The organism is Chitinophaga filiformis (assembly GCF_021646545.1).
Taxonomy (GTDB): domain Bacteria; phylum Bacteroidota; class Bacteroidia; order Chitinophagales; family Chitinophagaceae; genus Chitinophaga; species Chitinophaga filiformis_A.
Genome location: NZ_JAKIRP010000007.1, coordinates 124451 through 148916, shown reverse-complemented (window position 1 = coordinate 148916; position 24466 = coordinate 124451). Strand labels below are relative to the sequence as shown.

The window sequence follows — 24466 nt, the reverse complement described above, 5'->3', positions numbered from 1 at the left end:
CATATTTATCACTCTCCGTATAGGGTTCAATTTTTAGTCCGTTCAGTAACGCCGATTTAACACCGATGGTAATACCATTATAGAAATGACAGGAGTTGGTAATAAGCTGTTCATCGTCTTTTGAAAAGAGACAGTAGTGGGGATAGGATGATTGCGGACCGAGAATGCCGATCGCCCTGCCTTCGGTATCCAGTACTCTGTGATCACTGCCCTGATCGCCCACCACAATGAAATCGTTATTATGGGACAAGGTGGCGTTTTCCATGTCAATGTCGGGCGTCTTGCCTGCCTTATTGCCGTTATTTTCCGGATGAATGCGTTTTTCCCCGTTCTCATCTATCAGAAAGATCCCTGCGGTACTCACGAGTAAGAGTTTTTTTCCATCATTGAAAGGCACAAGTTCTGTAATGTTGATATCTGCAGTTTCACGAAGCGTAAATTCACAGATGATCTCACCCTGCCATCCACGTGTAGTCACGATCGTATTGTCCCTTTCAACAGCGAAAATATTTCCCTGCTTCGACTTGCCTATTGTATATATACTCTCATCCAGCTTGATCAGGTTGTCGTTGTCCAATATATAGGCCTGCCTGTCCTCATAGGGAGCCCCTGTAACGAAAACGATCTTGCTGCCTTCAATAAAGTGGATATCGCGAATGCCTTGTCCTTGTTTTTGTACGTAGCGGGCAAGGGGGACACTGGCAGGAGGAAATGCTTTCCTGAATGCGGTTACTGTTCCTTTTTCATTAGCGTCTCTTAAAAGCTGGATAACCTGATCTGCCAGGTGTGCTCTTTCATCTATGGGGTCATTCCCTTTCCAATTTTCCCAGCCATGTTGTTCACCGAATGTAACCATTTCATTTACAGCCCTGGCATATGCTGCTCCTTTTTCGTTCCATTCTTTCTGTAGATTGTCTTTTGCGGATTCGTCAAACATTATACGTTTATTTAAATGCTGAAATTAATTATTCTTGCTGGCGTGTCCATCGTAGCTGATATGGAGTTGACATCAATATAGGTTCTCAATGCAAGATAGTGATAGATGGATACTTTGCAATGGTATCAAAGCGATAAAATTTTATATGTTTATTTGTGCCTGCAAACCCGGTATTGTTCAAAGGTAGAACACAATAACATCCTTTCAGCGACTGTTGGGAACTCCAGGGGAAAGAGCGGATGCCGGGAAAACGGTATAATCCCGGTTAGTTATGATCTACGGCTGGAAGCATATTGATGTGGCTTATCGTGGTTCCATGGAATGTAACAACGAACCAGGATAAGCCACATCAAAATTAGCTATGGGCTATTCTATTCTGACATTAAATGTAAAGGTGACCTGTGCTTTCTTCGTTGGCGCATATTCGTAGACCAGTGCCTGCCGGATGGTGTACCTGTTCCCGACGGAATTTTGGCCGGGATACTGACCTATTGAGAAAACATGGGCAGATGCATCATATTCAGAGAATACACGGGCATTGGTTCCCCAGGTGGTGACATTTCCCTGTGCATTAAACCAATGGCCATAACCATTTGCCGTTGTGGTGGCATTGAGCACACCATTACTTTCAACAGCATAGAATTTAATTGAACTACCCATTAGTTCGGTGATCCTGGAAGGTTGCAGTGCGAGAGCAGTAGCTAATTTTGTCAGATCGACAGAGACTGATTTTCCTGAGTAAGCAGTCATGTCCAACGGGAAGCTAACATCATAGGTAAAAGTGGTATCCTTAGGTGTTGCATTTTCATCCAGATCAATGTAACCTAATACATTAGTATAATTGAATTTCACCTTGTATGGCCATTGTTCATCATTGCTCTCATTATCATCCCATGCATGAGGCGAATAGATCGTGGGAGCACCCGTTACGACGAACCATAGTTTACTGCAGCCAGCCGGAACGGTAAACGATGCATTGCCAGCCGTACCTCGTGACATACTGCTATATACTCTTGTACCATTTTGAAGTAAAGCCACATAGCCATAACGCCATCCGGCCCGTCCGGCATCAACCGGATTGTAGCCCGCTGCATTGGGGAGTCCTGTAAAAGCGGCCGATATTACTGTTCCTCCGGCAGGAACATTTAAAGGAATAACATTATAGCCGGTTGTACCCGGGCAATGGTCATACGCAACCTGGAAACTACCGTCTGTCAGCTGATTCAGCTTATAGGTATGCCTGCCAATGTAATTTTTTCCATTCTCCCTGATGGCATCCATATCAAACGTTGTCAACCGGGTGGCAGCGTCATAGATCTCATCATTGAATTGTTCAGTTGTTATACCTGTCAGCCGCATATATGCCTGAACGGGGTCTTCTGGTTGTCTCGCCCCACGCCAGAGCTTACCGATCATTTCGATGCCACGTTTATGCGTCCAGTAATAGTGTATGAAATAATTAGCATAGCGAGGCAATTCGTGAATGATGTGACGATGGTAATTCTGCACATATTGGCCGAAGTAATAGGATGTAAATGCTTCTTTAGGATAACTCTGGAATGACTGCCATTGTGCGGTTTGTTCCCAGAACCCATTGCCGCCATTTCCGCCGAAACCATAACGGAAACCGGAGCCGTTCTTTATATCGCAGAAGACCTGGTACTGGAAGCTGTGCCCGATCTCATGGGCGATGGTGGATCCTACAGGCTGACATGTATTCGGACTCACCCAAAGCGCCCCGATCACGTCATCATAACCTGCACCGGTAGCCAGCCATTGGTCCTGGTAGTACAGGAAGATCATTATTTTATATTTATCCAGGTTCGATTTTCCTGTGCCTACTTCTGCAAACTTAAGTTCTGTCACATTATGTTCATAGAACGACTCGGCCTTAGCCAGCAGATCATCAATATTTACACGATATGCGCTGGGGATACTTTGCGATCCCGGGTCATGGTGCAGGTACTTTTTGTCCCAGAACACAATAAAATGCGTTGATTGCCGGCTACGTTTGTAGCTCCAGGTACTTGTGCTGTCATTGTAGTCCATATTGCCAAATTCAGCCGGCTTGTAAATGGACAGCGCTGCCAGCTCTTGCTTTTTAGGATTGCTGTCATCTGCTTTTTCCGGAGGATCTTTTTTACACGAAGCAAAGAGCAAAGCAAGGCAGGATAGTGCATACAGTAAATAGTTGCAGAGGAAGCCGCGTCCTCTTCGATTGATAAAAACAAGGTTAATTTTCATAAAGATTAAATTGATAAGGGTTATATATTTGGGCCGAATATTAAATAACACAGCCGGGTGTTCCGGGTTTTGTCGGAACAGGCCAGTAGCTTGAGGGCAGTGATGAAGATTCTATTGTTCGTTACATATCCAGCGTAGGCAGCTACAAGTCAGTATTATTAAATGTCAGATCAACACTTGATTAGTGTGAAATTAAGAAAATAGGGATATACCTATCAACCATTATTTTAACGCTTAACAGCTATATCTTAACACTTTTGCCAATCGGCAAGCAAAGTGCACCATGACAGACAGCTCTGAAACGGGCGAAAAGCAGCTGTAGCCGTATCGATTTTTTTTATAGTCGAAAATGAAAAAAGCTACCGGTAAGGTAGCTTCAATTGTAAAGAAAGTCTTGTGAATGCTGGGCAGGTTGTGGCGCCTTTCGCCTTTGTGTCCACCGTTGAAATGGGTATTGGGTTTAGTTAACGTGTGTATGACACGCTAGGATTTTGTCTCTTCTGCTTTTACCCGGACGCCTTTTGCTTCAAACATTTCCAGCAGATTACCGGTAACATGATCATCGTCCTTCTTCTGCAATAGGAGGAATACATCATACCCGCTGGCAGTAAAATAGAGCTTAACCGATCCATCTGCTTCTTCTATCTTGCTGATAGCAGCAGGCTCAGTACCAGATTGGGTGAGGATGTTTCCCGTTAATTTCCCCTCGTTTCGTTTTAAATCTACTTTCATGACAGCATCGCCCTGTGGCGTACCTATTACGGTTACATCCCATTTGCCAACGAAATAATCGGGTTTGTTGCCAGCTTGAGCATAACCGTTAAATGAAAACAGCATAAAAAAAGCTACGGTAAGAATTGCAGTTAATTTTTTCATAAATGGAATTTTTTAAACGTGGGGGAATGGGTTTGAAAAACTATTACGTTTTTTTGACGTAATGAAAATACGTAAACATATTGAACCTGGCAAACTTATTTCGTCATTTTTACGCAATGGCTGATGGAGGTGTTTTTTGTTATCTCTAGAGTACCACTTCGGTACCAACGGTGTACCAATAGTCTCATCTTATGTTCATCTTACGTCTTGAACGTAAGTTTAACATAAGATGAGACTATTGGTACACCGTTGGTACCGGATTGGTACCGAAGTGAGTCCGATTGTTTTTATGTATTTGAGATATAGTTGACCTTCGGTCGAGGTAGCCTCATCCTCCCTTCATCTTCCGTTCCGGAACGGAAGATGAAGGGAGGATGAGGCTACCTCGACCGAAGGTCAACCGAATCTCGCCCGTGGTTTCTGACTAAGACAAACCCCGCTTTCGAATATTTACCCAACAGAAACCGGATTGTCGCTGTTGGGAGCTTTTAAGATTGTGTGGCCTTTAATTATTTGTAAATCAGTTGATTAGTTCCTTTTGTGATGTAGTAAAATGCGTATAACCCGCATTACTTTTCTGCTTACTTTTGTGAAGTGATCAGAAGGTACGAATTGAATAAGCAAGCATGTTTGTCGTTTGTGTTTACCTGGTATCCTTAGAAAAATCCGCGCCGGCAGCGCGTCTAAATAAATATATTTCGTTATTAAAGTTTAAATCAGCAAGCATACAGCCATGTCAATGTGGGAAATAGAAGCCCTGGTAGAAGAAAGCATAAATTTTGTGGACAAGACAGAAGGGACAAACGAACATAAAGTACAACTGATCGGTAACCTGTATGCTATACAGAACCAATATGATTGTAAGTTTACAAATTTCAGGGTGATGCCCATCTTGTTGAAAACCGGGTATACAAGAGCAATTGACTATACGGAACATCCGGATTATGAAGGAAATGAAGCCTGGTTCGAAAAGCAGCTCAAGAAGAAAGATGACATTGTATTCATTAACCGCGATATAAAGAAAAGATGGAGTGAGAAGAACGATGTAGTGGCTTACCTGGAAAATGAAACCCGCAAGATCTATATTGACTATGGTTCTCCGTTAAGGAAAGATGAGGGAGCGCTGGAATTAATGAGCGAGTATGATCTTGGCTTGCACCTGATACGGGAAGCACATAAACTACGGGATAAAGCTTTGGTATATGACTGGACGGCTTATCTCATTAAACTGGGGTCTAACTGGTTTAAAGAGACAATGACCGCAGATGAGTTGATCAGCAGATATTTCAGTGAGATCAAGACGATCTGGTACGCATATGATTATACAGATTATAAACCTATCAATGAGTCATTGACTATCTATCCCGTTGGAGCCGAAGATAGTGACAGATATACTGAGTATGCTATAGAAGTAGGAGGCGAGGAGGGGGAATTTATACAATGGTTCCTGGACAAGGAAAGGGTTTAATATTTACTTATTACCCAATAATAACAGACATTTTATTGCAAAAAATAAATAGCCATCTGATATTTTTCAGATGGCTATTTATTTTTGATATCACTACTAACTTAGTTTTCAATAGCAGGAGGCATTCCTGCTTATTTCGTCAGCACAGGTGATTATTTCAGATGATTAACGTCTCACCAGGATCTTTTTTGATAGTTTGCCATCGGAGATCACGTAGACGCCATTGGCAAGTGTTGATGGCAATGTGATTTCCAGCTTATTAAGACCATCTGCCACGCCATACTTCTGCCTTGAGATAACACGGCCGCTGAGATCAGATACAGTGATATATTTTTCTTTTTCACCTTTGGTATGAATCTCCATAAAGACTTTGCCTGTCGTTGGTACCGGATATAATTTAACAGGTGTGATAAGCTCACTGGCGATGGGGGCTGCTGTCCGGGCGGCGGCTCCGGGCACATTTATTCTCAGCTTATAACACTTATCGGATGATGTTCCACCTGTGTAAGGATCTACTTCTACGATATAATACTCGCCTCCTCCATTGAACACTTCTACAGAACCATAATCTTCATTGTATCCCACATGATCGAATCCAACTCCGGTAAGCCAGTAGTCTGTCAGGTGTACCCGGCAATTGGGCCAGAGGCCATCCACTCTTACCTCAAAGTAATGTGTGCCTGAAGGAACAAAGAACAGATAGAAGTCATTATCCTGTAGTTTGGAAATATAGTCAGTATTCAGAGATATTTCGGGGGCTTCCAGGTCGTTATTATTAGGCTCGTACCAATCTGCACATTCCTGTGATGGTTGGGTGTTGACGGTCAGCTGATAACACTCCGGACTGATGGCCCATCCCTGACTACTGGTTTCCAGGTAGTAAGTGCCTGCAGATAATCCGTACTGGAAGAGATGTTTGGTTTTATTGGCTGCATCATATACACCTGAACGGAGAAGTATACCATTAGCATTTTTAAGGTCGAACTGTAAATATTCTGAAACAACATTAGTCATATACGCGCTAATGGTGGACGGCGTGTCGATCGTAAATTTGAAGTAATCTCTGTCAACGTAATCTGAGATCCTACCTGAGACTGTTTGTCCGATAGCAATAGTCTTCGCAGAATCCAATACATCGTTGTACTCAAAAGTGTCCGGGCAGAGTGGGGGAGTTGCCAGTCCAACATTCAATGTATAGCAGCTTTCGGATGGTTCCCCGTATGCGGTCACATAGATATAACATTTTCCTCCGATGGTGTTGAAATTGAGAGCGACGTCGACACCTTCATCAAGTGCCCAGTCATATTCTCCTGTGTCGTTGTTGTAAATCCCAAAATACGTGTTCGCGGCTGGATTATGCAGGGTGATGTGTATCTGCGAATTAGCCGGGGCATTGATATAATAAGTATCAGCATCGCCCGAAGGAAGCGCGCCTTGAATGTCGGTATTCACCGGTATCAATGCGGCTGTTTCGTCTGTATTGTTTGGCTCATAGGCAGATACACAGGGCAAGGTCGTATCTGCCATGTTGGACGCCGCCCTTAAGGAAGTGCATGCGAATACAATAGCTAACAAATTGAGTAAAAGTTTTTTCATAAAATTGATGGTTTGGGTTTATGTGAAGTGAGTGTTTCGGGTTGAACGTTTTTATAGGTTGATCTGAACGGATATCTCATGTAAGTTACTAATTATTGCTGTAATGTTATTGCAGCGGACAGTCCGTATAATAAAGCTGCTAACATTAGCATTGTCATACACAGCAGGTGATACGGGCGGTATTTGCAGCGGTTGATATTCAACGCAAAAGGACGCCCTTTTTTTCTGTTCCGTTGGTGCCTGTCATATGTTATAAGACATAAAAAGATGCTTGCCCGGATCACATCAGGTCTGAAAATCCACTTTTATATCAGTAATATGGCAGTACCGTATGCGACCGGCTATCTCTCCGTAAGCCGTCGCTTATCATCCACAGCGAAAATTAGTCCGAAGAGTGTCATATTTACACCCAATTTATTATTTTTATCATCAGAAGGGCCGTTTGAGAATAAGGCCGTGTAGAAATTCCATGTTATGAGTGTTGCCCGGTATCAGGGATGAGAAAACCTATTGCTGTAATTCCACGGAAATAGCCCAACCAGCCATGCCATACGCATGCGATGATCCATGCAAATTTATCATGCTAGTAATAAAATAACGTCTATGAAAAAACTAACAATGCTGCTTGTTACGGCCATTTGCGTCCTCGGCGCTTATGCCAGCCCACCACTTCCGCTTAAGCAACCCGCGGATCCTCCTGTAACCGTTAAGGGAAAGATCATCGATAAAGATGGCAACCCATTGATCGCCGTTTCCGTCCGGGTAAAAGGGTCTAATGTAGGAACGCTTACCAATACAGAAGGTACTTTTACACTTTCTCCTGTTCCGGAAAATGCTTTGCTGGTAATATCCAGTGTAGGGTACAATGTCATGGAGATTGCGGTCAGCCGGTCCGGCCAGGGATATACAGCAGCGGCTGTGAAAGATACTGATGGGGATGGTTTACAGGTGACCGCCGGCGAGCAACCGTATCTGAACATTACACTAAGCCCGACAGTAAAGGAATTAGGCGAAAGTGTGGTTATCGCTTATGGTACTGTAAAAAAGCGGGACCTCACAGGTAGCGTGGTGTCTATCAAAGCGGCAGATATCACGGCTACTCCTGTCAACAACGTGATGGAAGCCCTGCAGGGAAAAGTGGCCGGTATGGACATCATGAGAAGTTCCGGCGCCGTGGGTACCAACGTGGATATCCTGCTGCGTGGCAGTCGCTCCATTTATGGCGACAACTCTCCGCTGTTTATTGTAGATGGTATCCAGAGTACATACGACCAGATAAACCCTTCTGATATTGCGAGTATAGACATCCTGAAAGATGCATCCTCCACCGCGATTTACGGCTCAGCAGGTTCCAATGGGGTTGTTATCATCACCACAAAAAAGGGAAAGACGAACAAGTCGTCAATGAACCTGGATGTCTTTTATGGACTGAGCGGCAGCCCGCATTTCTTCCACGGCATGACAGGAGATGAGTACGTGAAATATCGCCGGGAATTGTATCGTACTGTAAATGGAGAATACCCGCAGGATATGTCGCAGGTCTTTACCACCGAAGCAGTACTCGATGCCTACAACAGGAATAAATGGATCGATTGGGTGGGATTGATCACTGACAACGCTGCTACACAACAGAAGTATAATCTATCGTTTACAGATGGCAGCGCGAAAACTAAGATATACACTTCCTTTATCTATACCAAAGAGGAGGGCATACTGAGTAATGAGAACCAGAAACGTTATGGCGTGAGAATGAACCTCGGTCATGATGCCACCAAATGGGCGAAGATAGGTACGAATATCAACGTGAACTATACGATTTCGAATCTGCGCGCGAAGAACATCTTCACAAAGTCGTTGTCGGCGCTCCCTTTGGGAGATCCTTACGACGAGCACGGGAATATCAACACTGTATATGTAACCGGTGAAACAACACCGCTCGGCGACCAGCTGCCCAATCAGTTCGCAGATAATACCAGAACTACTTTTGCCAACCTGAATGGTTATGTAGAGCTTAAGCCGCTGAAGGACCTGTCTTTCCGTTCTGTGATGGGTGCTACGCTCAATAACTACCGGAACGGGAAATACTGGGGTAAGCAGGCAGTGTCTAATGTGGTGTCAGGTTATGCCGCACCTTTGGCGGCGATCTATAATGGATTCAGTTATGGGTATACCTGGGAGAATATTCTGACTTACAACAAAACATTTGCGGCCGACCATCAATTGACGCTGACCGGCATTACCTCCTGGGCAAAGAACAGTGCCGATTACAACAATTCCCTCGGCCAGGGGCAGGCACTGGATTATTATCTGTTCTATAACATTGGAAATGGCACCCAGAAGACGGGGAATGCCTCCTCCTATGAACAAAGACAAAGGATGTCTTTCGCCGGCAGGATCAATTACAGCTACAGGGGAAAATACCTGCTGACCCTTACCAACAGGTGGGATGGCGTTTCTCATCTGGCCGAAGGGCACAAATGGAGCGCCTTCCCGGCAGCCGCTGTAGCATGGCGTATCTCAGATGAACCTTTTATGAGCGCTACGACCACCTGGCTCAGCGACCTGAAACTGCGTGCGGGATACGGTGTGACCGGTAACTCGGGCGGTATGTCTGCATATTCTTCCAAAACACAAGCCTATATGTACCAGGTGATCTCCCTGGACGGTCAGCTGGTACCCAATGTCCAGAATTATGGTACCTATTCCAATCCGCTTATCAGCTGGGAGAGAAGCTATAACCTGAACCTCGGAATAGACCTGTCATTGTGGAAAGGCCGTGTGGACCTTGCCTTTGATGCGTATAATACTACTACCAAAGGGCTGCTCTTCAAACGTACATTGCCCATCACCTCCGGACTGACGGCATGGGCATCTCCGATGACCATGTGGCAGAACATCGGAGAGACGAACAACAAAGGATTGGAGATCACGCTCAGAACGCGTAACATCGTCCAGCGTAATTTTGAATGGAACACCGCTTTTTCTTTTACAAAGAATAAAGAGCAGATTGTCAGTCTGCCGAATGGCAATGTAATTGCCGAAAAACTGTTTGTCGGCGAACCGATCGACACGCACTACGACTACAGATATCTCGGCATCTGGTCTTCGAATGAGGAGGCCACGGCCACTTTATACGGTGCTAAGCCGGGCTTTGTAAAGGTTGCTACTAAAGAAAAGTTTGACGCAAATGGGGTGGGTGATAAAGGCGTACATCCGTATTCAGACAATGACCGTATGATACTCGGCTCGGCAGTGCCTAAATGGCTGCTGGGCATCAATAACAATTTTACTTACCGGAACTTGGATCTGGGTTTATTTACAATGATACGTTGGGGTCAAATGATCAACAGCAGTCTGCTGGGATGGTATTCCACTACTGACGACGGACAACCAGCGGGTATTGATTACTGGACGCCTGAGCATCAATCTGCCCGTTACCCTCGTCCTGGTATCAGCAGCACAACCGGGATAGCCTCTCTCAGGTATGTGGACGGATCTTTCATTAAAGTGAAGACAATTACATTAGGTTATACCTTCCCTGGAAGGGTGATGAAATATACACACATGAAAAAAGGCCGTATCTATACCACTGCCTACAATCCGCTGATATATACTAAGAATAAGGATTTAAGAGGAACAGACCCTGAAACGGGAGGCTCAGACTCCTTTCCGCTGTTTGCCACTTTTGTATTTGGTATGAATGTCACCTTTTAATGCTGCGAAAAATGAAACATAAAATATTACTACTGCTGTTCTCAATGCTCACCGTTCTTTCTTCCTGCTCGCTGGAAGAAGTGAACCCATCCGGATTTACGATAGAATCGGTAGCTGCATCCTCCGTTGATGGATACAGGAATCTGGTCAACAACTGTTATTTCGGTATGGAGCGCCAGTTATATGGGTATAACCAATGGATGATGCTCTGTGAAGCAGGGACTGATCTGTGGACGTATCAGAAGAACAACGTACAATTCGCCCAGTTCTTTAAATACGGCGCTGGCGCTGCCATGAGCCTGACCATGGGAAATGGGGTATGGAATGCCTGTTATGACGGAATAGGTTCCTGCAATACTGCTATCAAATATGCTGATATTGCTCCGTTCACAACGCCGGAAAAGAAGAATGAAATGGTAGCAGAAGCCTATTTCCTGCGTGCGATGTACTATTATAATCTGGTGGAGCAGTTCGGTGGCGTAACGCTCACTACTGCGCCCGTTGCTACTGTCAATCTGCATCCCGAAAGAGCAGCCCCGCTGGATATCTATAAGAACCTGATCATTCCTGATCTGCAATTTGCTGTGGAGTGGCTGCCGCTTAACAATGGGACCACGAAGCCTTCCAAAAAGGCTGCACTGGGTTTCCTGGCCAGGGCTTATCTGCAGACCGTTGAATACGATGAAACAAAGTCGATGGCAGCGAAAGCACTTGAGACAGCGAAACTGCTCATTGATGATTGTGAAAGCGGCGGCAGCAAGTATAATACTTACCTCTATCCTACATTCGATGAGGTGTTCCTGGAAGCGAATAATTACAGCAACAGGGAAGCTTTATGGTCACATCGTTATGTGGTGGGAGGTGTAAGCAATAGTGCCTGGAATATGAATATGAACAGTGAGTTGTTTTATTGCGTGGTAACGGATTTTGGCGCCATACAGCAACAGGGAGCAGACTATACGACGTGGGGCCGTCGTTCCGGCGGACAGTTCATGCCGAGCGCCCATTTGCTGAACTTATATATACAGGAAAATGGAACGCTGGATCCCCGGTATCATAAATCATTTCAGACTTCATGGACGGTCAATAAGCCCTCTTATACATGGACAGATGCTGCATTGAAGATCTTTGACCGTTCCACGGCAATAACGAACAGCACTGCACTTGCCCAGGGAGATCCGGCTATTGATTTCGTTCATCCGAATGATCCGGATTATGCTACCAGGGTGGCAGACAAACTCTCTCAACCATACCTCATCGTGGATTATGCAGATGTTTATGACGCCGCAAAGAAATCGGTGAAAATGCAGTACAACCGGGTGAACAGGCCATTGGATGGCGGAGGAACATTAACTACAAATCCTTTCTTCAGCTTTTACCCGTCCCTCAGCAAGCATAATAGCAGTAACTACTATACGAATAATGCATCAAATAACCGCTATGGTAACTTAAACGCGACGTTTATGATGCGGATGCCGGAAGTTTATCTGATCGCTGCAGAAGCTGATATATACGCCAATGGAGGGGGAAATGCAGCGCAATATATCAATAAGATCAGGACCAGGGCAGGCGCTATTCCGGTATCCGGGGTTGTAACGGTTCAGACGGTATTGGATGAACGCGCGCGGGAGTTATGCGGGGAATATGTAAGGTTCTATGATCTGAAACGAACTAAGAAACTGAATAAGGCTTACCTGATGAATACCAATCCGGATGTTGGTCAGTTCTTTACCGATAATCAGCATGAAGTGCGGCCTATTCCCACGGAGTTCCTGAATACACTGGAGTCAGGAGGAAGCTATTATCAGAATCCAAATTATTGATGGTAGATGATCAAAAAGGCCTGGCAAAAACTGCCGGGCCTTTTTTTTACTGTATGGAAAAGCGTGGCTGTACAGACCGGAGGGCTTTAGTTTATTTACGATTAGCCAGAGGTGATTCGGGGTTTGGAATTGTGAAGCAGGTACAAGATGGTGCGCGCTTGAAATTGTTGGGAAAAAATTTATTTTATTTTTTGTTTTATGTTTAGATAGATTTAATATTGTGGAATATTATCATCGCTTCGCTTTGAATGAGATGTATGTTTGTTAGATTCTAGTAATTCTAAAAAAGAAAATTTAGTTTTATGATAGAAATTACAACAACAATCAGCTCATTTCTCTTAAAGGGGTGGAGAAATTTTACCCGGGCAAATTTTCCTCTGTATCGCTTCTGGCACCATCCGGCGCCCATTCCTCCGCAACAAGAACTAAAGGATGGTGAAATAAAGGTTGCATATACGCACAAATCCAAAGTTGACGAACTTATTGACCAATCCAGGTACATCTTAAGCCTCAAAGAAGGATGGGATGAAGAAGATGCGCTGCCGATAGATAAAGCTATCTGGGAGAATGCTACCTCCTTTTTAAGGACATATGTCAGCTATATTAATCAGCATTATAAGGTTCCTTTAGAACTTCCAGAGATAAATCCTTTACGGGATGGGTCAATGGACCTTGAATGGAGAACTTCTAAGGGAAGATTGCTGATTAACTTTAATAATAGAAATCCTCAAAAAGCATCATTTTATGGTGACAGATATGCAAATGAGGATAGTATTAAAGGGAATGTTGACATCAGGGAAGTAAAAGAGCATTTAGCTATCTGGATGAAAAACTGTTTGTAACTGTTTGTAACCAACATATGGAAAAACTATTTATCCCAAATGAAGACCACGTTTTCTGTCGGGTAGGCGTGGATTTTATCAGTTCAAAAGATCATAAGCCCAGGGCCAGTGCATTTAGGAATACTCCGGTTACAGGTAACAATTTAAGCTGTGACTGGGATAGGTATTGCACTGCAGAGTCGTCCCGGGCGCTAATTGGGCGTCAGTTTAACACTAGGACTGGCAGACCCAAAGACCCGAACAAATTTTGTATCTATAAGTTTAACGTAGGAGCTGTTCGCAATATGAACTTTCCCGGGAGAGAACAACAAATAGCGCATGATCCGATCTACTGTGATCCGGAAATGGCGGGTGCGCCTAATAATATTGCGCATTCAATTATGATTGGAGATAAGGGAAATGATGAAGAGTTCAGAATAAAACTTGTGGAAGCAGGTAGCTGGGCAATAGGACCTGGTGTCATGAAGGTGGCTTAGTCAGGCATCGTCTGAGTTTTGATACAATTCTGAACGTGTGTCGGAATGTTTCGTTTTGCATCGCTTTTAATGTTGGATAGTTTGATATTAAGTAAATAAGATATAATTTGATCGGGTATGACACATAATGACAGACTCGATCTTGCCAGGCAATCTCTCCTCGGATTATCTATAGGAGACGCCTTCGGCGAAACGTTCTTTGGTCGTGAGGAGACAATTTCGAATAGGATACAAGAGAAAATATTGCAGGAAGGCGACTGGCTTTTTACCGATGATACGGTAATGGGTATCGGCGTTTACAATATCTTATCAAAAAATGGGCATATTGATCAGGACCTGTTGGCGAAAGAATTTGCTGATAATTATCTATTGGATGATTATCGTGGTTATGGCGGAACTGCTCATACTATTTTAAAAGCCATTGCAGCAGGTGAACATTGGTCTGAAGTCAGCCGTGCTGTCTTTGATGGCATGGGCTCAATGGGCAATGGCGCAGCTATGCGCTCAGGACCGATTGGGGCGTATTTCTATGACGATTTTGAGAAGGTGACTGAACAGGCAAGACTTGCAGCAGCAGTTACGCATGCTCATGAGGAAGCGATTGCCGGCGCTATAGCTGTCGCATTGGCGGCGTGCTTTTGTGTACAAGGGAAATTAGATCGAGCATTTTCCGCTGCGCAGTTTTTCGAGTTTGTAGTGGCGCTTACCCCGGAAAGCGATATAAAATACAAACTGAAGAAAGCGGCGACGCTTCCCATAAGTTATGACATCAGAACTATCGTATCGATATTAGGTAATGGAACAAGGCTAACAGCCCAAGACACTGTGCCTTTTGCATTATGGTGTGCGGCCAATTACACGTTTGATTTTTCCGCAGCTATCTGGACTGCTGTAAGCGGACTAGGTGACAGAGATACTATTGCCGCGATAGTAGGAAGCATTGTGGTTTTGTCAGCTCCCGACGACACTGTTCCGCAACAATGGGTTAGGCAGACGGAAAAGGTGGAGGCGGCTCCTTTCTGGAAGTAGTTAGTCTGGATGGACCGCCCCAGCCTCCTCCATTACCGCACGGTGCTGCAAGCCCCATTCTTCCAGCTGCTGCCAGATAGGCGCTAATTTCCGCGCGCTTTCCGATAAAGTATATTCTACTCTGGGAGGTACTTCCGCATACACTGTTCTGATAATCAGACCACTTTTCTCCAGCTCCTGCAGATGCAGTGTGAGCATGCGGTCAGAAATATCAGGGATATGCTCCTTCAGTTCGCTGAAGCGCATCGTTCGTTTCTCCAGTTTATAAAGAATAACCAGTTTCCACCTGCCACCCAGCACGTCTATGGCATATACAGCTCCGCAAAAATCAACCAGGTTCTTAAGATTGTGTGCATTAGTGGATGTTGGCTTGCGTTTACCCATTACTTACAATTTTGTGTGAGACATACAATCAGCCGTACTGTTACAGTGTAACTGACCGCAATTTACCTTTGCTGCGTTAACAGAAAAATCAACATAAAATTATGAAAATACTAATTGTGTTGGCCCATCCGGAAATGCAGAGTATGAATGGCGCCATGTTTAAACAGGCTATTAAAACACTGGAAGAAGAAGGACACGAAGTTAAAGTATCAGACCTCTACCGGGAGGAATTTAATCCCGTGTCAGGGCGAAATAATTTCAAAACCACTTACGACGCTGGCTTTTTTAAGCAGCAGCTGGAAGAACTACATGCAACGGAAACCGCTGGTTTTGCTGACGATATAGAAATAGAGCAGCAAAAGGTAGAATGGTGTGACCTGATGATCTGGCAGTTCCCCGTGTGGTGGTTTACCGTACCAGGGATCCTTAAAGGCTGGGTAGACCGTGTTTTTGCCATGGGGCGGTTTTATGGCAATGAGCGATTCTATGAAAATGGCGTATTCAAAGGTAAGAAGGCTTTTTTATCCCTGACCGTTGGCGCTAATGAAAACGCGTATCTCAAAAATGGGCTCCATGGAGATCTGTATGGTGTGCTTAGACCCATCCACCGTGGTATGCTGCAATTTACAGGCTTCGATGTACTTCGTCCGCAGGTGGTATACGCTCCTGTCCGGCAGACGACGGCACAAAGAGAACTGGAACTGGCCGAATGGGCAAAAAGACTGAAGCATATTTTTGATGAACAACCGATAGATGTTGACGTTTATTAGTAACTCGTAAGGTAACAGGTCATTTGCTAAAGATGACCTGTTTTGTTGTTTACATAACATTCAACGGTACCCCTGTTGAAGCAAGTGAATTTGTTATAGCTGATGCACACATCGACAGTTTTGTCTAATTTTGACGGCCTTTTCGGGCGTCCCGACTGCTGCATTGGGCATGAGGCCGATGCTGCTTAACACAACTAAAAGACAATTCATCGATGAAAAAACTATTCTGCTTACTGTTAACCTGTAACATCTTCCACCTATATGCGCAGGATACCCTGCCCGAGCATCCGTTAAAAATAACCGGTTACCTTGAAGTCTACTATGCCTATGATTTTGGGAAGCCAGCAGATCACAGAAGACCGGACTTTATGTATTCCTTTAACCGTCATAATGAGGTCAATCTTAATCTGGGCTTTATAAAGGCCGCATATGAGAAAAATAATGTAAGGGCTAACCTGGCGCTGATGACGGGTACTTATTCAAATGCCAATATGGCTTCAGAGCCAGGGGTGATAAAAAACATCTACGAGGCAAATGCTGGTATTAAGATAGCTAAGCACCATAACCTCTGGGTGGACGCCGGTATTTTCGCTTCCCATATCGGTTTTGAGAGCGCTGTTGGAAAAGATTGCTGGACACTGACGAGAAGTATGCCTGCTGATAACAGTCCTTATTATGAGAGTGGCGTGAAGGTATCCTACACCTCGCCCAGTGAAAAATGGTTCCTGAGCGCACTGGTGCTCAACGGATGGCAGCGGATACAACGTGCAGACGGTAACAACACCCCTGCATTCGGACACCAGGTGACTTTTAAACCAACTGGTCAACTTACGTTCAACAGCAGTTCCTTCATTGGCAATGACAAACCCGATAGTATCAGGCAGATGCGCTACTTCCATAACTTTTACACACAGATGCAGCTGGTTGAAAAATTCGGCATAACAGCAGGATTTGATATCGGCGCCGAACAGGAGGAAAAAGGCAGCGATCGTTATAATACCTGGTATTCTCCCGTACTTATATTGAGATATACGCCTGTCACGAAATTGGCAATTGCTGCCAGAGGGGAGTATTATAATGATAAACATGGGGTTATTACAAGCACCGGTACCCCTAACGGATTTCAGACCTGGGGCTACTCCCTGAATGCGGACTACGCATTTATGGATAATGTATTGTTCCGGGTAGAAGGAAGGGGTTTCTCAGCTAAAGATGCCGTCTTTTTAAAGGAATCCCGGCCCGTGACAGATAACTTTTCCTTAACGACTTCTCTCTCAATATCTTTTTAAGAGATTTGCCTGTATTTATCACTGGAAAGCACACCCGATATAAAAAAAACACCCCTACTGATTCAAGTAGGGGTGTTTTGCACTTACTAAAAACATACAGTTTTTATTACATATAGCCATGGCAGGGGAGGCGACTTTAAAATGTCCTTAAAATTTGCCCTTAACTCCCTTCTTCCTTTTGCCGGTTTCAAACTTTTCCTAGCTTTGGTACCCAAATGAGAGTAGCTGTATTTTTTCTATGTCTGTGCTTGATGCTGGTAAAGGGGATTGAAAACCCCCAGTCACGCACATATTATAGTGGCGTCGGCTACGCGCTTGCTACGGAGGAGGCAGAGGAAAAACACCGGGAACTTCTCACTAGCAACCATTGGAACTGTTCTGTTATAAAAGATACCCGTCCCATCTCAGAAGACGAATACTTTATAGGAGAAGAGGTCGAAGACGAAGATCCCAATACTTTCGCTTATAAATATAAATTACTGGCCAGAGGCCGGGCACATGCGTCCTTATCTGCTTTAAAATACCATCGCAGATATTTAAAATCTCCCACAACATTGTCGGATCAGGCATCTTATAAATATCTCCTGCAGGGAGTATTAAGGATCTGATCAAAATAATATACATCAGCGAACGCGGAGGTATGCCTTATGCATGCCAGGCGGATGTATATTTCCCGCTTTCACCTGCATGACCTTACTATCGCCGGTTGAACATTCTCCCGCAATTTTTGCTTACAGGACACCTATCGTTTATTAACTAATATCATGAAGAAAATCGTCATGTACACCAGCCTGTGTGCGCTACTGTGGCACACCAGCTGCAAGCCACACAAAGAAGAAAAGGAAGAAGTTAACAAGTATACCGTTACCAGCCCGGTAGTAATGGATACTTCTTTTACCAAAGAATATGTTTCGCAGATACGCTCTATCAGGAACATTGAAATCAGGGCCCAGGAAAAGGGGTACCTGGAGAATATATATGTAGATGAAGGGCAGTTTGTGAAAGCCGGGCAGGTATTGTTCAGGATCATGCCGAAAGTATATGAGGCAGAGTTACTGAAGGCAGAGGCGGAAGCCAAAGCTGCAGAAATAGAACTGCAGAACGCCAAAACCCTGGCCGACAAAAACATTGTTTCCAAAAATGAGCAGGCAATGGCGCAGGCTAAGCTTGATCAGGCGAAGGCCGAGATCGCGCTCGCAAAACTCCACCTGTCGTTTACGGAGATCAGAGCGCCGTTTGCAGGTACGATCGACCGTATCCCTAAAAAACTGGGAAGTCTTATTGATGAAGGTGAACTATTGACCAGTCTCTCAGACAACAGCGAAATGTTTGCTTATTTCAACGTGTCTGAACCTGAGTACCTGGAATACCAGACAAACGCAAAGAGCCGTGGCGATAACAAAGTGAACCTGCTGCTGGCCAACAACCGCCCCCTGCCTTACAAAGGTGAAGTAGAGGTAATCGAAAGCGAATTTGATAACGAAACAGGAAACATCGCCTTCAGGGCCAAATTTCCCAATCCGGACAAGCTTTTAAGACACGGTGAAACAGGTAAGGTGATGATGAGTATGCCGCTTAAAGATGCGTTGGTTATTCCGCAGAAAGCTACTTACGAGATCCAGGATAAGAAGTATGTTTTTGTTGTCGACAAGAACAATGTACTGAAGTCAAAGAATATTACCGTAAGAGGTGAGATGCCTGACCTGTATGTAGTTGAAAGTGGTATATCTCAGGGTGACCGTATCCTGCTCGAAGGTATTCAGAAAGTAAAAGATGATGATAAGATCAGCTACGAATACCTGGCGCCGGAAGAGGTTATTTCCCACCTGCGGTTAAAAGCGGAATAGCAGTTCAATTACTAATAGCGAGAATCCATGTTTAATAAGTTTATACAGAGACCTGTTCTCTCAATAGTTATATCACTTATCATCGTATTTCTGGGTGCGATTGCCATTACCCAGTTACCGGTGACGCAATTCCCCTCCATTTCACCGCCTAAGGTGAACGTTACGGCGGAATACCCTGGTGCAAATGGTGAGTTGATGGTAAAATCAGTGCTCATTCCCCTGGAAAGGGCCGTGAACGGTGTGCCGGGCATGAAATACATGACCTCCGATGCAGGTAACGATGGTGAGGCTACCCTGCAGGTAGTATTCAACCTGGGAACCGACCCAAACCAGGCGTCGCTCAACGTACAGAACCGCGTGGCTTCAGTGGTGAATAAACTCCCTCCGCTGGTTGTACGTGAGGGTGTGAAAGTGACCCGCGTGGAATCGAGCATGCTGATGTACGTGAACCTTTACAGCGACGATCCGAATGCGGACCAGAAATTTCTTTTCAACTTCGCCGACATCAACATTCTGCCTGAATTAAAAAGGGTAGATGGTGTCGGATTTGCTGACATCCTGGGTAACAGGGAATATGCCATGAGGATCTGGCTGAAGCCTGACCGTATGCTGGCTTACAAGATCTCTGCGGATGAAGTGATGAAAGCACTGGATGAACAGAGCCTGGAAGCTTCTCCGGGTAAGACAGGTGAAAGCTCCGGCAAAAGGTCGCAGTCATTCGAATATGTGTTGAAATATTCAGGGAGGTTCAATAATAAATCACAGTATGAGAATGTCATCCTGCGATCTAGTCCCAATGGTGAGATACTACGTCTGAAAGACGTTGCTGAGGTGGAGTTTGGAAGTTCGATGTACGATATCTATTCCAACCTGAATGGTAAACCTTCGGCGGCTATCGTATTGAAACAGTCATACGGTAGTAATGCGAGCCAGGTTATTAAGGATGTAAAGGAGAAGTTGAAGGAGATCAAAGCCAATTCTTTCCCTAAAGGGATGAATTATGAGATCAGCTACGACGTATCCAAATTCCTGGACGCCTCCATTGAGAAAGTGGTACATACGCTGGTGGAAGCCTTCATACTGGTGGGTATCGTGGTATTCCTCTTCCTGGGCGACTGGCGTTCTACCCTGATCCCAGCAATGGCGGTACCGGTATCGCTGATCGGTACGTTTGTGTTCATGCAGTTCTTCGGTATCACACTGAACCTGATCACCCTGTTTGCACTCGTACTGGCCATTGGTGTGGTGGTGGATGATGCCATCGTGGTAATTGAAGCCGTCCATGCGAAGATGGAATCAGAACGTTTATCGCCGCTGAAGGCCACGAAAGCGGCCATGCATGAGATAGCGGGCGCGATTATCGCTATCACCTTCCTGATGTCGGCAGTATTCGTGCCGGTGGCGTTCATGTCAGGGCCGGTGGGTATCTTCTATCGCCAGTTCTCCATCACCATGGCAACAGCGATCGTGCTTTCCGGTATTGTGGCGTTGACGCTTACGCCTGCACTGTGTGCGATGATCCTGAAGAATCATCATGGAAAACATAAGAAGAAGTCACTGGTAGATAAATTCCTGGACAGCTTCAACCGGGGCTTTGATAAAATGTCCGGCAAGTATATGAAGGTACTGCGCGCCATCGTCAACAGGAGAGTGGTGACCTTTGGTCTGCTGGCCTTTTTCTGTGTCTGTACCTGGTACCTGAACGGTAACGTGCCGTCGGGTTTTATTCCGAATGAGGACCAGGGGATGTTATACGCCATCATCCAGACGCCTCCCGGTTCATCGCTGGAAAGGACGAACGAAGTAGCGGAAAGACTACAGAAGATCTGCGAAGAGATCGACGGTGTGCAGTCTGTTTCTGCGTTGGCGGGTTATGAGATCCTGACGGAAGGAACCGGCGCTAACTCCGGTACCTGTCTGATCAACCTGAAGAGCTGGGAAGAGCGGAAACACTCTGTGCTGGAGATCATGGAAGAGCTGGAAGAAAAGACCAAAGACATCGCAGGCGCCAATATTGAATTCTTCCAGCCACCCGCCGTACCGGGTTATGGTGCCGCCGGTGGTTTTGAGTTGCGATTGCTGGACAAAGGCGGTTCGGGTGATTATAAGAAAATGGAAACGGTAAGTAACGAGTTCGTAAAAGAACTGAGTAAACGCAAGGAGCTATCGTCTGTGTTCAGCTTCTACAGCGCCAGCTTCCCGCAGTACATGATGCGTATTGACAACGACATTGCGCAGCAGAAAGGGGTGACGATCGACAACGCAATGAACACGCTTTCTACGTTGATAGGAAGTAACTATGAGATCAGTTTTATCAAATTTGACCGCCCTTATAAAGTGATCATACAGGCGGCACCTCAGTACAGGGCATTGCCTGAAGACATCCTGAAACTGTATGTAAAGAATGACCGTGATGAGATGGTGCCATTCTCCGCTTTCATGAAAATGGAAAAGGTGTATGGTTTGTCGGAGATCACCAGGTACAATATGTACAACTCCTCGCAGATCAGTGGTTCTGCCGCTCCGGGTTACAGTAGTGGTCAGGCCATCAAGGTCATTGATGAAGTGGCAAAGAAAACCTTACCGAGAGGATTTGGTATAGACTGGGCGGGTATCTCGAAAGACGAGGTGGCGCAGGGCAACCAGGCTATTTACATATTCCTGATCTGTCTTGGTTTTGTGTACCTGATCCTGGCTGCACAGTATGAGAGCTTCATCCTGCCATTGGCGGTGATCCTTTCCCTGCCGGCGGGTATCTGCGGCGCCTTCTTCCTGCTGAAAGTACTGGGTCTGGAAAATAACATTTATGCCCAGGTAGCGATGGTAATGCTGATTGGTTTGCTGGGTAAGAACGCGGTGCTGATCGTGGAGTTTGCCGTACAGAAGCATCGTTCAGGATCGTCCGTACTCGCGGCTGCCATGGAAGGTTCCAAGGTGAGGTTCCGTCCTATCCTGATGACTTCCTTTGCGTTTATTGCGGGTCTGATCCCGCTGGTACTGGCTACGGGACCCGGTAAGATCGGTAACCGCACTATTGGTACTGCCGCCTGCGGTGGTATGCTTTTCGGAACCATCTTCGGTGTGCTGATCATACCCGGATTGTACTACATATTCGGCAAGATCGCAGAAAGACGCATGCTTGTGAAAGAAGAAGAAGAGAATCCTTTAACCGAAGAAATTGATCATAATGTATATGTATAAATTGAGGAAGAAGAGATGGGCTGGTGCACTGGGCGCCTGCCTGGTGGTGGCTGGCTGTAAGGTGCCGAAGATCATCGCGCCGCCTGGAGCAAAGCCCGTGCCTGCGACATACAGCAACAGCCAGGATACGACTAATATGTCCGCCGTACAATGGCGTGAATTCTTTAAAGATAAAGACCTGGTAAACCTGATCGATACAGCCCTGAAGAACAATCAGGAGCTGGCGATCACTTTACAGGAGATTGAGATCGCGCGAAATGATATCAGGTCCCGTCAGGCACTGTTACTGCCCTCTGTAGGTGTGAGGGCAGGAGCAGGCCTTGAAAAAGTGGGCAGATATACCAGTCAGGGTGCTGGCGACGCGTCTACGGAGATCACTCCGGGAAAAGAGGTGCCCGACCCGCTGGCCGATTTTACCATCGGCGCCTATGCGAACTGGGAGGTAGATATCTGGAACAAGCTGCATAATTCCAAAAAAGCGGCGGTTACCCGGTTCCTCGCTACGGTAGAGGGGCGGAATTTCGTGCTGACCAACCTGATAGGAGAAATAGCTAATTCCTACTACGAATTGCTTGCTTTGGATAACCAGCTCACGATCGTAAGGCAGAACATCGACCTGCAAAAAAATGCGCTGGAGATAGTAAAAGTACAGAAGGAAGCCAGCAGGGTAACAGAACTGGCCGTGAAGAAATTCGAGGCGGAAGTATTGAAATCGCAGAGCCTCGAGTACGACATCCTGCAGCGCATCAGGGAAACGGAAAACAGGGTCAACTTCCTGTTGGGCCGCTATCCCCAGGAAATTTTCCGGGATAAGAGCAATTTCCTGAGTATCATGCCTCCTATGGTCAGCACCGGTATCCCGTCACAGTTACTGGCCAACCGTCCTGATATCAAACAGGCGGAGCTCGAACTGGCAGCCGCAAAACTGGATGTAAAGGTAGCCCGCGCGGAATTCTATCCTTCACTGGGTATCACCGCGGGGGTGGGGTTCCAGGCATTTAAGCCATCCTACCTGTTCAGGCTTCCGGAATCGTTATTGTATTCCGCAGCTGCAGATCTGGCGGCGCCGCTCATTAATAAAAACGCGATCAGGGCAGAGTTTAACAGTGCCAACGCCCGACAGCTGCAGGCCTTATATAACTATGAGCGTACCATCCTGAATGCCTTCCTGGAGGTATCGACGCAGTTGTCTAATATCAATAACCTGAAGAAAAGTTATGAGCTGAAATCGCAACAGGTGGATGCCCTGACCAGGTCCATTGATATTTCCAATGACCTCTTCAAGTCTGCCAGGGCTGACTATTTAGAAGTGTTGCTGACACAACGTGACGCATTGGAGACTAAACTCGAACTGATTGAAACCCAGAAGGAACAGCTGAATGCTGTTGTAAATATTTACAGGAACCTCGGAGGGGGCTGGAGATAATAACCCTATAGTCTAAATCGCAACGAGAGCCGGCAGATGACTGACCGGCTCTCTTATTTTATATGCCCTGGGGAGGGGGCACCTCATTCGGTCCAGGGGTCGCGCCCCGGGCTACAAACACATGGCTCTTGCGGAGCCTATCGCCGCGAATGGCTTCCCTATGTACCCCCTGGGCTACAAACATATGCCTCCCTCCGGACCCTTTCGCCGCTAATGGCTTCCTGACCTATACGCCGGGCAATAGACATGTGGCCCGACCCGGCGGCCTATCACCGTGAATGGCCCTCCGGTGCGTCTGCTAATACACAATTTTAAAATAAACATAACCTGGAGTTAACAACAAATTGCGGAAAGCGGCTTATCATTGCACCCGATTTTAAAAGACACTATAGCCTATGGGGGATTTTTACGCACAATCTGGTATATTTCGTTCTGTCTTTATTATTTTCGCTGACTTTGCTGTAAAGCCTATATATTGCATGGATATCCTCCAGACAGAACCACGTTGCGTATAACCATTAGCCAGGATAATACAATTCTCAGA

The 24466-nt window shown here is 45.6% G+C and carries 16 protein-coding genes; 12 read left to right on the top strand and 4 right to left on the bottom strand.

Annotated features, from left to right (window positions below; all coding sequences use genetic code 11):
• Positions 1 to 1303: 1303 nt before the first annotated feature.
• Positions 1304 to 3181, bottom strand: coding sequence for a DUF4859 domain-containing protein (locus tag L3C95_RS18600; protein ID WP_236389752.1), 1878 nt, complete (start codon positions 3179 to 3181; stop codon positions 1304 to 1306).
• 483 nt (positions 3182 to 3664) lie between these two features.
• The gene (locus tag L3C95_RS18595; RefSeq protein WP_236389750.1) at positions 3665 to 4057 is read right to left on the bottom strand and encodes a hypothetical protein; all 393 of its coding nucleotides are present in this window, start codon (positions 4055 to 4057) and stop codon (positions 3665 to 3667) included.
• A 733-nt stretch (positions 4058 to 4790) separates the two neighbouring features.
• Here L3C95_RS18595 and L3C95_RS18590 point away from each other — a divergent pair.
• Complete coding sequence (locus tag L3C95_RS18590) at positions 4791 to 5525, top strand: hypothetical protein (protein ID WP_236389746.1); 735 nt, start codon at positions 4791 to 4793, stop codon at positions 5523 to 5525.
• Positions 5526 to 5690: 165 nt separating this feature from the next.
• Here L3C95_RS18590 and L3C95_RS18585 read toward each other — a convergent pair whose 3' ends face one another.
• Positions 5691 to 7121: a T9SS type A sorting domain-containing protein gene (locus tag L3C95_RS18585; RefSeq protein WP_236389745.1), complete on the bottom strand. Its 1431-nt coding sequence runs from the start codon at positions 7119 to 7121 to the stop codon at positions 5691 to 5693.
• 603 nt (positions 7122 to 7724) lie between these two features.
• Here L3C95_RS18585 and L3C95_RS18580 point away from each other — a divergent pair.
• The 5 genes from L3C95_RS18580 to L3C95_RS18560 all read left to right on the top strand — a co-directional run bounded on the left by L3C95_RS18580 (position 7725) and on the right by L3C95_RS18560 (position 15005).
• Positions 7725 to 10835, top strand: a complete 3111-nt coding sequence (locus L3C95_RS18580; protein WP_236389741.1) for a SusC/RagA family TonB-linked outer membrane protein — start codon at positions 7725 to 7727, stop codon at positions 10833 to 10835.
• 11 nt (positions 10836 to 10846) lie between these two features.
• The gene (locus L3C95_RS18575; protein WP_236389739.1) at positions 10847 to 12658 is read left to right on the top strand and encodes a RagB/SusD family nutrient uptake outer membrane protein; all 1812 of its coding nucleotides are present in this window, start codon (positions 10847 to 10849) and stop codon (positions 12656 to 12658) included.
• Positions 12659 to 12960: 302 nt separating this feature from the next.
• Positions 12961 to 13500 carry a hypothetical protein gene (locus L3C95_RS18570; protein WP_236389734.1) on the top strand — a complete coding sequence of 180 codons (540 nt, stop codon included), beginning with the start codon at positions 12961 to 12963 and terminating at the stop codon, positions 13498 to 13500.
• A 284-nt stretch (positions 13501 to 13784) separates the two neighbouring features.
• Positions 13785 to 13976, top strand: a complete 192-nt coding sequence (locus L3C95_RS18565) for a hypothetical protein (RefSeq protein ID WP_236389729.1) — start codon at positions 13785 to 13787, stop codon at positions 13974 to 13976.
• A 117-nt stretch (positions 13977 to 14093) separates the two neighbouring features.
• Positions 14094 to 15005, top strand: a complete 912-nt coding sequence (locus tag L3C95_RS18560; protein ID WP_236389726.1) for an ADP-ribosylglycohydrolase family protein — start codon at positions 14094 to 14096, stop codon at positions 15003 to 15005.
• On the opposite strand, the gene L3C95_RS18555 is transcribed toward L3C95_RS18560, so the two are convergent.
• Positions 15006 to 15389 (bottom strand): winged helix-turn-helix transcriptional regulator, encoded by a 384-nt coding sequence (locus L3C95_RS18555; protein WP_236389723.1) that lies wholly within the window; start codon positions 15387 to 15389, stop codon positions 15006 to 15008. It lies immediately after the preceding gene.
• Between the two features lie 101 nt (positions 15390 to 15490).
• Here L3C95_RS18555 and L3C95_RS18550 point away from each other — a divergent pair, with 101 nt between their 5' ends.
• From L3C95_RS18550 to L3C95_RS18525, 6 genes are all read left to right on the top strand, one after another.
• Positions 15491 to 16159 carry an NAD(P)H-dependent oxidoreductase gene (locus L3C95_RS18550; protein WP_236389722.1) on the top strand — a complete coding sequence of 223 codons (669 nt, stop codon included), beginning with the start codon at positions 15491 to 15493 and terminating at the stop codon, positions 16157 to 16159.
• Between the two features lie 212 nt (positions 16160 to 16371).
• Entirely contained in the window at positions 16372 to 17448 is a 1077-nt protein-coding gene (locus L3C95_RS18545) for a porin (protein ID WP_236389720.1), read from the top strand.
• Between the two features lie 251 nt (positions 17449 to 17699).
• Positions 17700 to 18056: a hypothetical protein gene (locus tag L3C95_RS18540; protein ID WP_236389717.1), complete on the top strand. Its 357-nt coding sequence runs from the start codon at positions 17700 to 17702 to the stop codon at positions 18054 to 18056.
• Between the two features lie 156 nt (positions 18057 to 18212).
• Entirely contained in the window at positions 18213 to 19295 is a 1083-nt protein-coding gene (locus tag L3C95_RS18535) for an efflux RND transporter periplasmic adaptor subunit (protein WP_236389715.1), read from the top strand.
• A 27-nt stretch (positions 19296 to 19322) separates the two neighbouring features.
• Positions 19323 to 22496 carry an efflux RND transporter permease subunit gene (locus L3C95_RS18530; RefSeq protein ID WP_236389714.1) on the top strand — a complete coding sequence of 1058 codons (3174 nt, stop codon included), beginning with the start codon at positions 19323 to 19325 and terminating at the stop codon, positions 22494 to 22496.
• On the top strand, positions 22483 to 23922 hold the full coding sequence (locus L3C95_RS18525; RefSeq protein ID WP_236389711.1) for a TolC family protein: 1440 nt from the start codon (positions 22483 to 22485) through the stop codon (positions 23920 to 23922). Before L3C95_RS18530 ends, L3C95_RS18525 begins: the two co-directional genes overlap by 14 nt.
• Positions 23923 to 24466: the final 544 nt, after the last annotated feature.

Excerpts from the sequence above, each read along its gene's own strand:
- L3C95_RS18585 (WP_236389745.1), bottom strand. The coding sequence starts at position 7,121 with ATGAAAAAACTTTTACTCAATTTGTTAGCTATTGTATTCGCATGCACT.
- L3C95_RS18590 (WP_236389746.1), top strand. The coding sequence starts at position 4,791 with ATGTCAATGTGGGAAATAGAAGCCCTGGTAGAAGAAAGCATAAATTTT.
- L3C95_RS18530 (WP_236389714.1), top strand. The coding sequence starts at position 19,323 with ATGTTTAATAAGTTTATACAGAGACCTGTTCTCTCAATAGTTATATCA.
- L3C95_RS18570 (WP_236389734.1), top strand. The coding sequence starts at position 12,961 with ATGATAGAAATTACAACAACAATCAGCTCATTTCTCTTAAAGGGGTGG.
- L3C95_RS18550 (WP_236389722.1), top strand. The coding sequence starts at position 15,491 with ATGAAAATACTAATTGTGTTGGCCCATCCGGAAATGCAGAGTATGAAT.
- L3C95_RS18540 (WP_236389717.1), top strand. The coding sequence starts at position 17,700 with ATGCTGGTAAAGGGGATTGAAAACCCCCAGTCACGCACATATTATAGT.
- L3C95_RS18595 (WP_236389750.1), bottom strand. The coding sequence starts at position 4,057 with ATGAAAAAATTAACTGCAATTCTTACCGTAGCTTTTTTTATGCTGTTT.
- L3C95_RS18565 (WP_236389729.1), top strand. The coding sequence starts at position 13,785 with ATGAACTTTCCCGGGAGAGAACAACAAATAGCGCATGATCCGATCTAC.
- L3C95_RS18575 (WP_236389739.1), top strand. The coding sequence starts at position 10,847 with ATGAAACATAAAATATTACTACTGCTGTTCTCAATGCTCACCGTTCTT.
- L3C95_RS18580 (WP_236389741.1), top strand. The coding sequence starts at position 7,725 with ATGAAAAAACTAACAATGCTGCTTGTTACGGCCATTTGCGTCCTCGGC.
- L3C95_RS18555 (WP_236389723.1), bottom strand. The coding sequence starts at position 15,389 with ATGGGTAAACGCAAGCCAACATCCACTAATGCACACAATCTTAAGAAC.
- L3C95_RS18560 (WP_236389726.1), top strand. The coding sequence starts at position 14,094 with ATGACACATAATGACAGACTCGATCTTGCCAGGCAATCTCTCCTCGGA.
- L3C95_RS18600 (WP_236389752.1), bottom strand. The coding sequence starts at position 3,181 with ATGAAAATTAACCTTGTTTTTATCAATCGAAGAGGACGCGGCTTCCTC.
- L3C95_RS18535 (WP_236389715.1), top strand. The coding sequence starts at position 18,213 with ATGAAGAAAATCGTCATGTACACCAGCCTGTGTGCGCTACTGTGGCAC.
- L3C95_RS18545 (WP_236389720.1), top strand. The coding sequence starts at position 16,372 with ATGAAAAAACTATTCTGCTTACTGTTAACCTGTAACATCTTCCACCTA.
- L3C95_RS18525 (WP_236389711.1), top strand. The coding sequence starts at position 22,483 with ATGTATATGTATAAATTGAGGAAGAAGAGATGGGCTGGTGCACTGGGC.